Origin of the sequence: Paenibacillus sp. JJ1722 (assembly GCF_048282685.1) — a bacterium.
GTDB lineage: Bacteria > Bacillota > Bacilli > Paenibacillales > Paenibacillaceae > Paenibacillus > Paenibacillus polymyxa_B.
The window spans coordinates 1,401,754-1,417,789 of the sequence record NZ_CP182500.1 but is presented as its reverse complement, the minus strand read 5'-3'; the positions used below and the strand labels follow the sequence as shown (position 1 = coordinate 1,417,789).

At 47.9% G+C, this 16,036-nt stretch carries 11 protein-coding genes; 1 reads left to right on the top strand and 10 read right to left on the bottom strand.

The window, feature by feature from the left end:
• Window positions 1-88: 88 nt before the first annotated feature.
• The 6 genes from ACM1ND_RS06220 to thpR form a co-directional block, all read right to left on the bottom strand.
• Window positions 89-727, bottom strand: a complete 639-nt coding sequence (locus ACM1ND_RS06220) for a response regulator (RefSeq protein WP_013309148.1) — start codon at window positions 725-727, stop codon at window positions 89-91.
• 116 nt (window positions 728-843) lie between these two features.
• The gene (locus ACM1ND_RS06215) at window positions 844-2,481 is read right to left on the bottom strand and encodes a sensor histidine kinase (protein ID WP_028543112.1); all 1,638 of its coding nucleotides are present in this window, start codon (window positions 2,479-2,481) and stop codon (window positions 844-846) included.
• A 321-nt stretch (window positions 2,482-2,802) separates the two neighbouring features.
• Window positions 2,803-7,401: a glutamate synthase large subunit gene (gene gltB / locus ACM1ND_RS06210; protein WP_068938671.1), complete on the bottom strand. Its 4,599-nt coding sequence runs from the start codon at window positions 7,399-7,401 to the stop codon at window positions 2,803-2,805.
• Window positions 7,402-7,864: 463 nt separating this feature from the next.
• Entirely contained in the window at window positions 7,865-8,548 is a 684-nt protein-coding gene (locus ACM1ND_RS06205) for a metal-dependent hydrolase (RefSeq protein WP_418027302.1), read from the bottom strand.
• A gap of 217 nt (window positions 8,549-8,765) precedes the next feature.
• Window positions 8,766-9,578, bottom strand: coding sequence for a cell wall hydrolase (locus ACM1ND_RS06200; protein ID WP_418027300.1), 813 nt, complete (start codon window positions 9,576-9,578; stop codon window positions 8,766-8,768).
• Window positions 9,579-9,689: 111 nt separating this feature from the next.
• Window positions 9,690-10,256, bottom strand: coding sequence for an RNA 2',3'-cyclic phosphodiesterase (thpR, locus tag ACM1ND_RS06195; protein WP_418027298.1), 567 nt, complete (start codon window positions 10,254-10,256; stop codon window positions 9,690-9,692).
• A 217-nt stretch (window positions 10,257-10,473) separates the two neighbouring features.
• Here thpR and ACM1ND_RS06190 point away from each other — a divergent pair, with 217 nt between their 5' ends.
• Window positions 10,474-11,430, top strand: a complete 957-nt coding sequence (locus ACM1ND_RS06190) for a D-2-hydroxyacid dehydrogenase (protein WP_076157882.1) — start codon at window positions 10,474-10,476, stop codon at window positions 11,428-11,430.
• Window positions 11,431-11,434: 4 nt separating this feature from the next.
• On the opposite strand, the gene ACM1ND_RS06185 is transcribed toward ACM1ND_RS06190, so the two are convergent.
• From ACM1ND_RS06185 to nikC, 4 genes are all read right to left on the bottom strand, one after another.
• Window positions 11,435-12,421: an RNA methyltransferase gene (locus ACM1ND_RS06185; protein ID WP_418027296.1), complete on the bottom strand. Its 987-nt coding sequence runs from the start codon at window positions 12,419-12,421 to the stop codon at window positions 11,435-11,437.
• A gap of 13 nt (window positions 12,422-12,434) precedes the next feature.
• The gene (locus tag ACM1ND_RS06180; RefSeq protein WP_418028013.1) at window positions 12,435-13,379 is read right to left on the bottom strand and encodes an MsnO8 family LLM class oxidoreductase; all 945 of its coding nucleotides are present in this window, start codon (window positions 13,377-13,379) and stop codon (window positions 12,435-12,437) included.
• A 69-nt stretch (window positions 13,380-13,448) separates the two neighbouring features.
• Window positions 13,449-14,864 carry a deoxyguanosinetriphosphate triphosphohydrolase family protein gene (locus ACM1ND_RS06175; protein WP_053324845.1) on the bottom strand — a complete coding sequence of 472 codons (1,416 nt, stop codon included), beginning with the start codon at window positions 14,862-14,864 and terminating at the stop codon, window positions 13,449-13,451.
• A 242-nt stretch (window positions 14,865-15,106) separates the two neighbouring features.
• The gene (gene nikC / locus ACM1ND_RS06170) at window positions 15,107-16,018 is read right to left on the bottom strand and encodes a nickel transporter permease (protein ID WP_023987407.1); all 912 of its coding nucleotides are present in this window, start codon (window positions 16,016-16,018) and stop codon (window positions 15,107-15,109) included.
• Window positions 16,019-16,036 lie beyond the last annotated feature (18 nt).

The window sequence follows — 16,036 nt, the reverse complement described above, 5'->3', positions numbered from 1 at the left end:
AAGCCTCAAAATCACAAAGCTTGGTGATTTTGAGGCTTTTCTTTCCACTCGCATATAAAAGTGCAGCGCAGCTTATAGAGTCAGCGCATCATACCATGTTTGTTGGCTCGTACTTCGCCAGACCAATGGCATTGGCATACAATGCTGCCTGCGTACGATCCGCCAGCCGCAGCTTGGCCAAGATCTGACTGACATGCTTTTTGACTGTGAACTCACTGATAAATAACCGCGATGCAATTTCACGATTGCAGGCTCCTTGTCCCAGCTCGACCAGCACTTCCTTTTCCTTTGGCGTCAGGTCGTCCGACAGATTGCCCGCATCTTCACGCAGCTTGTTTTCGAGAATAGCCGGATCATAATATTTGCGTCCTTTGTTGACAAGATGAATCGCGTAAATTAATTCCTCAGGCAATGCTTCCTTAAGCACATAACCATCCACGGAAGCTTCCTCTGCTTTCAGAAAATCTTCACGTGTTGCGGAAGAGGTCAGCAAAATAAATTTGCTTCTGAAACCACGTCCGCGCGCTATCTTGATAATATCCAGCCCCGATTCATCAGCTAGTTTCAAATCCAGCAGCACCAGATCCGGATCTGTTTCCTCGATCACCACAAGTGCTTCCTGTTGATTCTGGGCCTCTCCCGCAAACTGAACATTGGGCTGCATGGATATAACCGCAGCGAGTCCTTTCCGTACTAAAGGATGATCATCGACAATGACAATTTTCATGATTCGGCCTCCTGTCTACAGTTCAGGATTTGCATAATCCCTATGTATCCGATTGTTACCGCAGATTTTGTATTGCAGAATGTTCACGCATTTTATTCGAGGATTTTGCAAAATCCTCATTCATAAGCATTTACCGGAATGGACAATCGGATCTGTGTTCCCTCTCCGATTCGACTTGAAATATCAAATTCGCCTCCCATCGATTGAGCTAAATATTCCATATTCATCATGCCCAGGCCCCCGCCTGCACTGACCGCCTCACCTCCTGCTACCATTCTCGCCGTCTCAAACCCTACTCCGTCGTCATGAATAGACAGTCTAATCACTTGGGGCGTCAATTTTAACTTCACATCAATTCGCTTGGCCAATCCATGACGGATTGCGTTCCCCGCCGCTTCGGAAATGATGCGGAACAAAGCTTTTTGGTACAAATACGGAAGTGAATAATGATCACCATGAATGTCAAAATCAATTTGTACATGGTTCAGCTTGGAGAGTGTATGGAGATGACTTTTCACCGTCCCTAACCAAGTTGAGCCTCCGCTTTTTTTCGAGCTTAGACTATGAATCGCCCCTTTCAGCTCTCTAACCGCTTGGTTAGCAGATTGCTGAATTAGATCAATTTGCTCCTCCACCTGCTCCTTTGGCTGATGACACCAGGTTTGCCGGAGAGAATGCGTTGCGTACACAATACCAAAAAGACTTTGAGAAACATTGTCATGCATTTCATTTGCAATTCGGTTCTGCTCATTCGTCACAATCAGCTGATTTTCAATACGCTCCAGCTCATAGCGCTCCAAGAACACAGCGCTCAGCTCAGCCAAGAATATCAGTTGTTGCACGAGCCAGCGTCTTCCTGTCAGACTTTGATCCGGGCCCAGCTTGAGGCCAATCGTCGCTACAAAACGGGTCGTCATCGGTACTGTGATCATGAGGAAATCGCCCCATTCTGGCAGATGTCTGAAAAATGGTTCACGCTCTTCCCTGAATTCCTCCCGATAATTCCCCAGCTCCTCGAATAGCTGCTCCTCCTCCTCTACCGTCCAGCCTGTCTGGCTGCTTTCCGGTGCATCCTCCTCCTGACTATCTAGCCAGAAAAATGCACGGCTCTGCTTTGTTAGCTTGACAGTATAGTCTGAGATGACCTGACCGAGATTTAAAGCCTCATTGTGGCTGGTCGTCTCCATGATGTGGTAAATCGACTTGATATGATCCATCGTCTCATTGGCTTGTTCTTTAGCCACCTTCAGTTCGTCCTTCATGACGCCGATAACCTGCATTGCCATCGTAGTTACGATCAGTACCAGAAACAAATTGATATTCTGCAATATAAGATCCCACAAAAAATATTGACCTGGTGTAAAAAAGATATAACAAAATGTAAGCACCAAGCCGATATAAGAAAGGAGGAGTGTCCAACTGTATCTCATAGACAGATGAGCACAAGCCACCAGCATGGGGGTAATCACATACCATTTGAACGGGCTATCCATCCCTCCGGTTGGGAATAACAACAAAATGATCCCTGCTGTTTCTAGTGCAATGCTGCATTTCAATACCATATCATGAAGTCTGTATTTACGGTAAATCCAAGTAAATGCTGTAACGGATAAAAATAGAAAACCAATCAGTAATAGCTTCTGCCACACGATTAACCTAGATGATTCGAACAGAAAAACAAGTGACGTTAGAGATAGTGATACATAACGGTATAAAAAAATCATTTTGTCTTCTGCTGACTTCCTCAACTTCATCCTGTCACCCTATTCTGTGTTTTGAAGGGACGATGGGCATATTAGGTTTGTTTGTGTACTCTAAAAAAATCATAACCAATCCAAAAATAAATAACAAGACATAAACTCTTACGTAAACGGTTACATTCCAAAAAATTTGGTACTTTTTATAACATATTTACCGTTTCAGGAAAACATTTTGGGGGTAATGTCAGAATTTATGACGTTTGTCAAGGAAATGAATCACATTTTTAGCAACCTAAAAAAGACTTGCTGGTACCACCGTGATTATAACAGCGGTATTCAGCGAGTCCTTTTTTAGTAAATTTGGTAGTCTACATTTTAGCCCCCGGCACGCGCCAATTCACGCATATTGGCTTCAAATGCTGCCAACAGAGCTTCATCTCCGCTCAAACCAGTTGCCTCTTCTTTTTGGATCTGTTCAACCATACGCTTGTAATCCTTTGGAATCACCCGTACAAACTGCTGAATCGCAGTCTGCCAATCATCCAAAATACGTTGTCCCGCTTCACTACCCGTGTAAGTGACATGGCGTTGAATCAAGCCGCGCAAATCCGCTGCTTCTGCAGGTTCTTCCACACCTTCCAGCAACACCATTTCCAGATTACAACGGCTCAGGAACGTCCCCTCAGGGTCATAGACATATGCAATACCTCCGGACATTCCGGCTCCAAAATTCCGTCCGGTTCCACCCAATACCGCTACACGTCCGCCCGTCATATATTCGCAACCATGATCCCCAACGCCCTCAACTACAATACGTGCGCCGGAGTTCCGAACGGCAAAGCGCTCGCCTGCGATTCCGCTAATGTAAGCTTCACCGCTGGTCGCTCCATACAAGGCTGTATTTCCGATAATAATGTTCTCTTCTGCCTTAAAGGTTGCTTTGTGAGACTTTTTCACTATAACCTTACCGCCAGATAGCCCTTTACCGACATAGTCATTGCTATCGCCTTCCACGCTCAGCGTGATGCCTTTCGGAATAAATGCCCCGAAGCTCTGACCTGCCGATCCAATAAAGTTAAAGCGAATCGTATCCTCTGGCAGACCCGCCGCTCCATACTTACGGGTGACCTCGCTGCCCAGAATCGTTCCTACCGCCCGATTTACGTTTGTAATAGGTAAGGTACCCTCAACAGGCGTTCCGTTCTCCAGCGCTTCCGCAGCCATCGGTACGAGCTGCTGCATGTCGAGTGTTTCTTCCAGACCGTGATTTTGGCGTTGTACGCGGTAACGTACACTACCTTCTTCCAACTCAGGAACATGCAACAGCAAGCTCAGGTCTACGCCCTTCTTCTTCCAATGCGAATCGGCGTTCACGGTATCCAGACAATCCGTACGTCCAATCATTTCCTGAATTGTACGGAAGCCCAATTCCGCCATAATTTCACGGACATCTTCTGCGATGAAACGCATAAAATTCACCACATGGGCAGGATCGCCCATATAATTTTTGCGCAGCTCCGGATTCTGCGTAGCCACACCAACCGGACATGTATCCATTTGGCATACCCGCATCATAATACAGCCCAACGCCACGAGCGGCGCTGTAGAGAAGCCGTATTCTTCCGCGCCCAACAGGGCAGCTACTACCAAATCGCGGCCAGACAGCATCTTGCCGTCTGTCTCCAATACCACGCGGTCGCGCAGGTTGTTTAACATCAGCGTCTGATGCGTCTCCGCCAGACCCAGCTCCCAAGGCATACCTGCATGGCGAATGGAGCCTTGCGGGGAAGCGCCTGTACCACCGTCGTAACCGCTGACCAGAATAATGTCAGCACGGCCTTTTGCTACCCCTGTAGCAATCGTGCCTACGCCTACTTCTGACACCAGTTTCACGTTAATGTCAGCACGCGGATTGGCGTTTTTGAGATCATAGATGAGCTCTGCCAAATCCTCGATAGAATAAATATCGTGATGCGGCGGTGGTGAAATCAAACCTACTCCTGGCGTAGAACCACGTACCTCAGCAACCCAAGGGTATACCTTACGTCCTGGCAGTTGTCCACCTTCACCCGGCTTCGCGCCTTGCGCCATTTTGATCTGAATTTCGTCGGCATTCACCAAGTAATTCGATGTTACACCGAATCGGCCTGACGCTACCTGCTTAATCGAACTGCGACGAGAATCGCCATTGGCATCCGGAATGAAACGTGCAGGGTTCTCCCCACCTTCACCCGTATTGCTCTTGCCACCGATCCGATTCATCGCAATCGCCATATCTTCATGCGCTTCCTGACTGATCGAGCCAAAGGACATGGCTCCTGTCTTGAAGCGACGCATAATGGATGCAGCGGATTCCACTTCTTCCAGCGGCACAGGCTCACCCGTAGGCTTCAACTGAAGCATCGAGCGGATCGTTAAATGCTGTTCCGTTTCGCCCTGCACCAGCTTGGCGTATTTCTTGTATAACTTGTAGTCTCCAGAGCGAACCGACTGCTGGAGCAAATGCACCGTTTGCGGGTTAAACAAATGCTCTTCCCCGTCGTTACGCCATTGATAGTCGCCGCCCGAATCCAGCACTTTGTCGTTGCCGTCCTTGTCGGTGAAAGCACGGTTATGATGAACGAGCGCTTCCGTAGTCACTTCCTCCAGACCGATACCGCCAATGCGGGAAGGTGTCCAGGTGAAATAACGGTCAACAAAATCCTGTTTCAGACCTACAGCCTCAAAAATTTGTGCTCCACGGTACGACTGAATCGTGGAAATACCCATTTTGGACAATATTTTAACGACACCCTTTGTTGCCGCTTTAATATAATTTTTAACTGCCTTTTCGTGCGAGATGCCGCGCAGCAAGCCCTGCTGAATCATGACATCCAGCGTTTCAAAAGCCAGATAAGGATTAACCGCGCTCACACCGTATCCAAGCAGCACCGCATAATGGTGAATATCCCTTGGCTCCCCGGACTCCAGCAAAATGCTCACACGTGTACGTGTACCCTGCTTAATCAGATGGTGATGCAGGCTGGAAACAGCTAGCAACGCCGGAATGGCCGCATTTTCCGCATCCACTCCACGGTCGGACAAAATCAGGATGTTATGACCTTTGTCAATGACACGGTCAGCCGCCTCAAACAATCCTTCCAGCGCCTTGCGTAAGCCCTCAGCACCTTCCTTCGCTTCAAAGAAGATCGGAATTGTCATTGATTTGAAGCCCGGACGGTGTACGTGGCGAATTTTGGCAAACTCCTCATTCGACAACACCGGCGAATCCAAACGAATCTGACGACAGCTTTCCGGTTCTGGATGCAGTAAATTGCGCTCTGGCCCAATCGTAGTTGCGGTTGACGTTACAATCTCTTCACGAATGGCGTCAATCGGCGGGTTCGTGACTTGGGCAAACATTTGTTTAAAGTAATTGTACAAACGTTGCGGACGATCAGACAGCACCGCCAATGGTGCGTCGTACCCCATTGAGCCAATCGGTTCTGCACCTGTAAGTGCCATCGGCTCCAGAATTTTGCGCAGTTCTTCAAACGTATATCCAAAAGCGAGCTGAAGCTGATTTACATTTTCATGTTTAGGCTCCGGCTGTTCTAGTGCTTCTGGCAGCTCATCCAGATCAACCAAGTGCTCATCCAGCCATTGCTGATAAGGTTCCTCGGAAGCGATGCGTTCCTTTAACTCTTCGTCAGAAACGATACGGCCTTCTTGGGTATCAACCAACAGCATACGACCCGGACGGAGACGATCCTTATAGAGCACATTTTCAGGAGCAATATCCAATACACCCGCCTCTGAAGACAGTGCGATCAGATCGTCCTTGGTCACATAGTAACGTGCAGGACGCAGACCGTTGCGGTCGAGAATGGCTCCGATTTGGATACCGTCTGTAAACGCCATCGCAGCAGGTCCGTCCCACGGTTCCATCATGGTGCTGTGATATTCATAAAATGCTCGCTTCTTCGGGTCCATGGTTTCATGCTTGTTCCAAGGCTCCGGCACCATCATCATGGCTACATGAGGAAGGGAACGTCCGCTCAGATACAGAAACTCCAGCGTATTATCAAACATGGCTGTATCGGAGCCATCTGGGTTAATGACTGGTTTTACCTTCTTGATATCTCCACCAAACGCTTCGCTTTCAAACTGCGCCTGGCGAGCATGCATCCAGTTCACGTTGCCGCGCATAGTATTGATTTCACCGTTGTGAATCATAAAACGATAAGGATGCGCACGGTCCCAGCTCGGGAACGTATTCGTGCTAAAACGGGAATGGACCAGCGCGATCGCCGATGTCACCCGCTCATCCTGCAAATCCAGATAAAATTTGCCTACCTGCTCGGTTGTCAGCATTCCTTTGTATACAACCTTGCGACATGACAAACTTGGAATATAGAACGACTCACCGTTCTCATCCTCTTGGTTATAGCGAATAGCAAGCTCTGCACGTTTGCGAATGACATACAGTTTCCGTTCGAAGTCCAGCTCTTCCTTTAGATCGCTACTGCGACCGATGAATACCTGACGCACGCCCGGTTTAGCTGCTTTTGCCGATTTCCCCAGCATTTCGTCATAAGTTGGAACATCGCGAAAACCCAAACAATTTTGACCTTCGTCCACGATGATATCTCTTAGTTTCTGCTCATGTACCTCACGAACTTTGGGATCATTGGATACAAAAAGCATACCAACGCCATAATGTCCGGCCTTTGGCAATTTGAAACCCAATCGCTCCGCTTCCTCTTGAAAAAACAGATGAGGGACCTGAATCATAATCCCTGCTCCGTCACCGGAGTTTGGTTCACTTCCCTGACCGCCCCGATGCTCCATATTCACGAGCATGGTCAAAGCCTGACTTACAATATCGTGCGATGGTTTTCCCTTGATGTGGGCAACAAAGCCCATGCCGCAGGCGTCTTTTTCGAATTGGGGATCATATAGTCCCTGTTTGGGTGGTAAACCTGTCTGTCTCATGGAACGCAACCTTTCTGTTATAAAGTCATGCTGGCCTGAAATACAGGCGGCCGAATAGAAGACAGTGGCAACAAGAGGTAACTCAAAGAACAACTACGAGGAATGGGGGACAAAACATGTGACGTATTCAAGGCGGTACGGTCCGCTGAATGCATATGTTTTTCAATAATTATGCAATGGCTTGACTTGAAAAATACGTCGATTCCACTGATGAATCTAATTAGTTCTATCATTTTATCATTGACCTATCATGTTAGCAATTCAAAGTTTTTATGATTGTGATAATAAATCTTTTACATTATAGCTTCAACGTATCAATGCAAAAATATCTCATTTTTATGTATAAATATTCACTTTTAAAAAACAGCCTTTCCTATTCCTCTAAGGAACAGAAAAGGCTGACAAAGGAGATTTGATGAGTTTATAGACCATCAAGTGTATTCCCGCAAATCAGATATCCGTATTAAAATTCGAGACTTTCGCCGGGCTTCAATGCTTTCCCTTCAATGCCTTCTTTGTGTAGACGATCACAGAAGCCGTCTCCGTCCTGCTCAATACCCGGGAACGTATTGTAATGCACCGGTATTACGCGGCTTGCACGCAGCCATTTTGCTGCCAGCAGTGCATCCTCCGGTCCCATCGTATAACCATCTCCGATCGGCAATACCGCAGCATCGATGGAGTTAGTTTCCCCAATGAGACGCATGTCGCCAAACAGGCCAGTATCCCCTGCATGGAAAAAGGTTTGGCCTCCCATGGTCAATAAAATCCCCGCCGGCTCTCCCATGTAAACGGTTTGTCCGTCCACCGTCAAAGATGAGCTGTGGAACGCAAGCGTGAATTTCACATGGAAACCGTCAAAGTGGTGCCCCCCACCCAGATTCATACCGTGAGCTTTGGCCCCCAAGGATGAACAATATTCAGCCAGTTCCGCGACCGCGATTACTGGACAATCATTGCGCTTGGCAAGTTCAACAGCATCTCCAAAATGATCAGCATGACCGTGTGTCAACAACACGGCATCCACCTGAATATCCTCAGCTTTTACGGTTGCCTTAGGATTTCCCGTCAAAAAAGGATCAATAATAATCCGTTTCCCCTCTGCCTCTACCAGTACAACTGAATGTCCATAATATGTGATTTTCATATCATCTACGCCTCCTTTGTCACTTTCATTATTTTGGTTACTTTCCTTTACCTATTATACCTCTTTTGCATACTGGCTTCACCTGTACCACAAAATCCGTTCACAAAGCTGAACCCTATTGTTTAGAAAGGGCTGTTATTTGTAGAAGGCTGCCAACTAAACCGTTTCAATCTATACATTACTGATTTGAAACGCTCATGGGTTTTATGCCAAATGCTCATTTATAAAAGGTATGATGACCGATAGTTTTCACCTTGGTACGCGAATGATGAACCGTAAGGTCCTGGGCTAACGTAAGCGACAGGAAAAAACAGGTGTTATCAGGCACGGCTTTATGGCCGTTCAAAGCAGCAGTAACCGCACGGATGCTGTCCTGGTTGGGCTGAACACGACGAAGACGCCCGTTCGCGACCGGACTAAATTGCGCTTTTTGATAAATCACTGCCTGAATCGTATCGGGAAATGGGGCTGACCGCAGCCGGTTTAAGACAACGTTGGCAACTGCCACTTTGCCTTCGTACGGTTCGCCTTCTGCTTCTGCCATCACTATTTTTTGCAGCAGGAGCAGTTCTTTAGCGGAGACAGGATAGCTCCAGGTAGACAACGCCTTGTCATCCTGAGTGAGCATTTTTGTCTTCGTAAAGTAGATGGTTGTAGGAGGGGTTAGGATTGCGGACTTGCTATGCTGGACCTCAGGCTTTTTCTTGCCTGTAGCAACGTTATTCCGAGCTTGTTCCGCCTGCTTCATCTGGGAAGCGGGTAACGGTGTCGGCATGATTTCTTTCCAGCTTGGCTGCCCATGAGCAGCGACAAAGATGGGGCTTGTCCTGTTTGACCCGTTATGGGTCCCCATCCTGTCGCCATATGAAGGAGCCGAAGAGTTCCCTGACCAGCTCAGAGATTGCACAGGTGTATTTTTATGATTTTTCTGTGTTTGCTGAACCTCAGCGTAGAGGCCTATCCCCAATATACAAACAAGCAGCACACTCAAAAGAGGTGCAAACCAACGATGTTCTTTAACGATTTCCATAATGTTCCTCCCGTTAACTTTAAGCACATTCCTCAGATATGTAACCCAAAATGCGCCTTTTGAATAACGCTGAAACACTATATCACTAAATTCGCTGATAGATCAAGGCTTTCACCTCATTAATGGGAATGTTTGAATTATTTGGTACATTGGTTTTTGACCCATTCGGGTTGCATATAAAACAAATTCTCCCACTTCCCACGGCTCGCTGCATCGGTCATTTGACTGCCAAATAGACGGTGGAATAGGCTGTTCTCCTGTGTACGAGCGTGCTAGGGTGATATGAGGTCGATAAGGTCGTTCCTCGGGTTTAAAACCCAGCGGTTCCGTAGCCTGGAGTATGGACTGGTACAATTGATCCAGTGACTCACGCTGCCCAGTCACTCCCCTCCACAGTACACGCGGAAATTCTTCACGGCCAAAAAAACCTGCTTCTCCAATGCCGAGTGTGAACGGGCCATGCTCAGCTGCAGCTTGAACTAAAACCTGCTCAAGTTTCGGTATAACCGAGGTCTCCACATCACCCAAAAACTGAAGTGTCACGTGGTAATCTCTAAAATCACTCCAATTGCGAAAAGTCAGGTCTTTTAAATCCTGCTCCACCCAATCATGTAATTTCTTCTTATGCTCATTTGGGAGAGCAATAGCTGTAAAAAGTCTTTGCGATTCATTTTTCATCAATCTATACCTCCTTTCCTAATAGATCTTGGTGGATATCTCAAAGAGTAGCTGTTTGGATTATCCCTAATCAGGGTAAAGCCATTTGTTGTTATATATAGTGACACCGCGAGCTCGCTTTTACCCTAATTATGCAATTTTTTCGGCAATCTGTTATTCTTGAAAGGATGGTTCGCCAGAATATATTGGAAACTCCAAATCGAGGAGGCTATGAACTATGGGAAACATTTTAAGCTTACATCAACTTACGGAAGAGCAAAAAAAACAAGTTCGTGCAACAGCTCCGGGCTACGAGTTGATTATTGGCAAAGCTCAAGAATTGGAGTCTAAACAAATCCGGGAGGCCGAGGTTATTCTAGGCTGGTCAAAGCATATTGCCGAAGAGGCGTTACACCCAGACAGCAAACTGAAGTGGATACAAACCTGGTCGGCTGGAATTGACAAGCTACCGCTTACCGAATTGGAAAAGCGTAACATTTTACTCACGAATACGAGTGGTGTGCATGCAATTCCAATTACAGAGCAGATCTTTGGCATGCTGCTATCGCATACACGTTATTTACAGCAAGCAGCTCTCTTGCAACGTCAGAAAACATGGCAGCCACCGAAAGGCCAACTGACGGAATTACGTGGCAAAACGCTGTTGATTACAGGCGTTGGCGAAATCGGCCGCGAAACAGCGCGGATTGCAGAAGCCTTTGGCATGCGGGTGATTGGCGTCCGACGTTCCGGCAAGGAAGCTCCCCATGTAGAGCACATGTATACTAACGAACAACTACACGAAGCATTGGGAGCAGCGGATATCGTGGTAAATATATTACCATTCACCAAGGAAACCCATCACTTCTTTGACGAAAAAGCATTTGCAGCTATGCGTAAGGGAGCCTTCTTCATTAATGTAGGCCGCGGTGGCACCGTTCATACGGATGCACTTGTACGCTCTTTGGAGCAAAAGCATATTGCCTTTGCCGGACTGGATGTATTCGAGGAAGAACCGCTACCTGCTTCACATCCGCTATGGAGTCTGGACCATGTCTTGATCACACCGCATATTGCAGGCGATACGGACCGATATGCCGAACGGGCGGTAGATATTTTTCTTACTAATTTGAATGCCTATGCCGCTGATCAGGAACTGCCGCTGAATGTGGTTAACTACAAAACTCAGTATTAACACACTACTTACAGATCCAGATTTCCCGACTCATACCTGTCTTATGTATGCGGCATTGCTCCGTAAGGGTCCAACCTGAGTCGGATAACAATGTTTCCATCGGCTCCGTGCTCACGACCACTGCCCGCGCGGCCAAGCGTCTCAGACTGCGCAGCATCTTCTTTTGTTCATCAGCCGGGAGCACGGAGCACAGGTTATAGGGCATATCCAATATGGCCGCATCGTATGTGCCTTCGAGCATATTCATATCCCCCAGCTTCACTAGATCTTCTTCATATCCAAAATGACGCAAATTCACTCGTGCCCCACGCACCGCCAACGGGTTGATATCACAACCGCGAATATCCTTTCCCATACTCAATGCCTCAATCATTACATTGCCCATACCACAACACGGGTCTAGCAGCTTCAATGAGCCTGACTCTCCCTTTGCTGCTGTTAGATCAGTTGCTGCCAAATTCACAAGTGCTCTGGCAACCAGAACGGGTAGTCCAGTAGAATAATTTTGCGGCTTCTGACGACGCTCCTGCCACGATCTGTCGCTATACTGACACGTGCCCAGTAGCCACCGTTCTCCTATCCGAATAACACCAAGGGTGATATCCGGTGTCTTCATTTGCGCCTGCCCATGAATGCGTGCACCCATTCGGCGTTCGATCCCGCGCCGCTCGTCATAGTCAGCCTCATGGTCACCTTCTTTAAGGCACAACACCTTGAAAGTCTTTCCTTCCTCAAGTTGTAACATAGAAGCTGCTTCGCATAGCTCTTCCAGCGTTCCCGCATCTGTCATTACATCCAGCCTAAGATGAATAAACGGGCTCGTCCCCGGCTCCAGACGCCGATGGGACAATAGGATGGAGTCCTGCACGGGCGGCTGACCGAACAAGCATTTTAATTCCAAAAAACACAACTCACGCTCTGTTTCATGACACGCATAGGTATATATGTAGCTTGGTTTCATTTCTTCGATATTCGTTTTCTGTTTATTCATGTCATATCTCTTTTCATTTGGAATCAAGGTTAGAATTTACAGCCTCCGCTATTAGACGGTAGGAGTGAAGCCGCTGCTCATAATCGGGAATCGGTGTGACCAACAGAAACTCATCATTATCATATTTAATCTGCAAGCCACGTAACCGTTCGGCAATATCCGACGGCGTTCCCACCAGCCAGCTGGCTCGCATTGCCGGGTCGCCCAATGAAATCTGACCAGCCCATTGCTGCGCCAGTTCATTCGTCAAGGCACATACTGCTCCTACAGCAACCATGGTACGTGGCTTGTCCATCCGGTTGGATGGCTGAAAGCTGGAGCGGTAAATGCTTAGCATTTCTTCCGTTTGCTGTTCACTCATAAACTGACCGAATACATAGCCTGTTGAATACTGGGCGGCATATTCGGCACTTTTTCGGTTTGTACCCAGCATCCACACTGCTGGCGGCTGTTCAGGCATCGGCCGGGCAAACACAGGCACCTGTTCATATTCGTATGTACCTTCCAGCAAAGCCAATAGAGCTTCCATCGCCTGTGGCAGCTCCGTCACATGTTGAAGAAAATTACCGCTCAGTGCCATTGAAGCATGAGGTCCACCACCAGGTGCTCTCCCCAGGCCCAATTCGACTCTGCCAGGATATAGAGCAGCCAGCAAATGAAACCATTCCGCGACCTTGACTGGACTATAATGCGGGAGCAAAATAGCACCCGCACCCAGTTTGATTGTCTTCGTCACCGCCCCGATATGAGACAGCAGCACTTCCGGGCTGGAGGAAGCCAGCCCCTTCATATCATGGTGCTCCGAGGTCCAGTAGCGTGTATATCCCCATGCTTCTGCCTGTCTTGCTAGTTCACCAGCTCGTTGAACCGCCTGCTCCGGACGGTTACCGGGCAGCAACGGCACCATATCGAGCACACCGAGATTCAACCTTTTCGTAGATAAAGACTGAGATTGCATAGACACATTCCTCCCTCCTGCTATCCATTACAAACCAGTTCCTTCTACTATATAGGGGTAATTTAAAGGTCAATCCAGATCATAAATCGAACCCACCTTCAGGCCGTATAACTCATTATAGATTTTTTCAGCAAAAGCATCGGTCATGCCTGCAATATAGTCTATGACCATATGCTCCCATGTCCAGATCGGTTTCGCCTTGGCTTGGTCGCGCTCATAGCGCTGGAGCCAGTCGCTTGGAATAATAGATTTGGACGTTTCCGGGTCTAGAAAAGCTAACCACAGCCGTCTGAGCATCCACTCACTCCGTTTTTGCAGTCGCTGTACGCGCAGATCGCGGATCATCGTAACCCAAGCAAAGCTTTTCAACACACTCACAGTGCGCAGCATATCCAAATCTTCGCTTCCATCTCGTACGAAGGTCACCTTTTTCCAATTTCCATCCTCAATTACACCCAAGCTGCTGACAAACAGGCTGACCCAGTATGCCTTCACTTCACGGCGGGTACGGGAATAATCGTGTTCACACATCGGCATCTTGCCGTTCCACACCTTCAAAAATTCGCTCAGCACAGCCGCTACCTTCTGCTCAATCTGAGCCAGTTGCCAGCCTTGCCAGAAGCTATCCTCCAACGTGGTGATTTTCTCCGTAATCAGACGAATTAAATACGGATCATATAAGAAGTGCTCATGTACCTCGATTTTCCCAGCCTTAATCCCGTCCTCCAGATCATGCGCAGAATAAGCGATATCGTCGCACAGGTCCATAAGCTGGGCTTCCAACGTTTTTTTACCATCAGGGATACCCCAATCCTCGCGGATGGAACGTATGTATTCCCACTCATGCAGGTACAACCCTTTTTTGTTCAGAATCCCCGGGTACGGGTATTTGTTGATCCCCAGTAACACAGCGTCCGACAAATTCAAACCATCCACGTTCTCACGCTTCTCCAAAAACATAATCAGCCGGAAATTGTGCGCGTTCCCTTCAAAATGCTCATAAATTTGTCGCTCACGCGCATAGGCCTCCTGTCCACGCTTGGACTCCGGTGTGAAGCCTCCGGCAGAGGATATCTTTTCTACCTTTGTTTCAATCAGTTGATCCAAAATCCCGTCCAGCACCTCTTCTCCCTTGTGTCCGAACGGGGGATGCCCAAAGTCATGTGCAATGGAAGCACATTCTACCACCTCAGGGTCAATGATCAGTCCTGCGTTATCTGCCTGTTCCAGCTCTACTTCGGGATGGCGGCGCAGCAAGCTTCGGGATGCTTCACGTGCAATTTGCGCTACCTCCAAAGAATGCGTCAGTCGTGTGCGGTAATAATCGCCCGTGCCTGCGCCAAATACCTGTGATTTACCCTGCAACCGACGGAAAGTCGGTGAATGGATTAAACGGGAGTAGTCCCGTTCATATGCGGCCCGTGAAGCGTCGCTTCGTGTCTGTTCCGCAAATTGCCGATGCTCTCTCTTGTCCTGCCATGTCATAAAGCCCACTCCCTACGTACTCAATTGGAGTGATTATACATTTTTTTCGCGCCTCAGGAAAGTTCACATGACTTTCAGCTGTAAAAGTTACTTTTAGCGTCACTGCGCAGTCGGATTGTGCTTTCGAAGCGAGTATCCTACGGAAAGCTCTTAATGTCATATAAAAAAGGTGTTCCCCAGCCATTTGATTCAGGCCAGAGAACACCCCTTTACTCAACTTTATATACCTCACCACTTTTGCTCTAACGCTTCGCCCTCGGGTCAAGCACATCCCGCAGGCCGTCCCCCATTAGGTTAAAGCCCAATACGGTCAGCATGATAGATACCCCCGGAAAAATAACTGTCCACGGCGCGTTCTGGATATATTGCCGCGAATCGGACAACATTTTACCCCACTCTGGCTCAGGAGGTTGTGCACCCAAGCCCAGAAATCCAAGCGCTGCCGCTTCAATAATGGCCGTTCCGATCCCCAACGTTCCCTGTACGATGATCGGTGTCAGGCTGTTAGGCAAAATATAACGGAGGATGATTCGTGTATTATTGGCCCCAAGCGCTCTGGCAGAAGTGATATACTCCTCCGTTTTGACACTCAGCACCTTAGATCGAACCAACCGTCCATATGTTGGCACATTGACAATGGCAATGGCATACAACGCATTTTCCAATGAAGGTCCTAGAATGGCCACAATGGCAATGGCCAGCAAAATCCCCGGAAATGCCAGTAAAATGTCGAATAGCCGCGAGATGACCATATCTGCCCATTTTCCGTAAAATCCTGCAATTAAACCTAAGGCTGTTCCTACAATCATTGAACCAATAACAGACAAGAAACCGACCCACAACGAGATTCTGGCTCCATACAGCGTGCGAGTCAGTAAATCTCGACCGAGATCATCCGTACCGAACCAATGCTCCGCAGAAGGAGGCTGCAAACGGCTCACCAAATTTTGCTCTTTATAGTCAAAAGGAGCAATCCACGGCGCGATCAAAGCAATGATGACAAAGAAGATAATAATGCTCAGGCCGACGAACGCCATTTTATTGTGACGGAAAGCCCTCCATGCGTCTCTCCAAGGGCCAGTCACAACAGGCAAATGCGCCAATGTGCTGCGTGTCGTCGGTATGTTGTTGGGTTCCATTGAAAATTGTGACATCGGACAAGCTCCCCCTTG

Excerpts from the sequence above, each read along its gene's own strand:
- ACM1ND_RS06220 (WP_013309148.1), bottom strand. The coding sequence starts at position 727 with ATGAAAATTGTCATTGTCGATGATCATCCTTTAGTACGGAAAGGACTC.
- ACM1ND_RS06215 (WP_028543112.1), bottom strand. The coding sequence starts at position 2,481 with ATGAAGTTGAGGAAGTCAGCAGAAGACAAAATGATTTTTTTATACCGT.
- gltB (WP_068938671.1), bottom strand. The coding sequence starts at position 7,401 with ATGAGACAGACAGGTTTACCACCCAAACAGGGACTATATGATCCCCAA.
- ACM1ND_RS06205 (WP_418027302.1), bottom strand. The coding sequence starts at position 8,548 with ATGAAAATCACATATTATGGACATTCAGTTGTACTGGTAGAGGCAGAG.
- ACM1ND_RS06200 (WP_418027300.1), bottom strand. The coding sequence starts at position 9,578 with ATGGAAATCGTTAAAGAACATCGTTGGTTTGCACCTCTTTTGAGTGTG.
- thpR (WP_418027298.1), bottom strand. The coding sequence starts at position 10,256 with ATGAAAAATGAATCGCAAAGACTTTTTACAGCTATTGCTCTCCCAAAT.
- ACM1ND_RS06190 (WP_076157882.1), top strand. The coding sequence starts at position 10,474 with ATGGGAAACATTTTAAGCTTACATCAACTTACGGAAGAGCAAAAAAAA.
- ACM1ND_RS06185 (WP_418027296.1), bottom strand. The coding sequence starts at position 12,421 with ATGAATAAACAGAAAACGAATATCGAAGAAATGAAACCAAGCTACATA.
- ACM1ND_RS06180 (WP_418028013.1), bottom strand. The coding sequence starts at position 13,379 with ATGCAATCTCAGTCTTTATCTACGAAAAGGTTGAATCTCGGTGTGCTC.
- ACM1ND_RS06175 (WP_053324845.1), bottom strand. The coding sequence starts at position 14,864 with ATGACATGGCAGGACAAGAGAGAGCATCGGCAATTTGCGGAACAGACA.
- nikC (WP_023987407.1), bottom strand. The coding sequence starts at position 16,018 with ATGTCACAATTTTCAATGGAACCCAACAACATACCGACGACACGCAGC.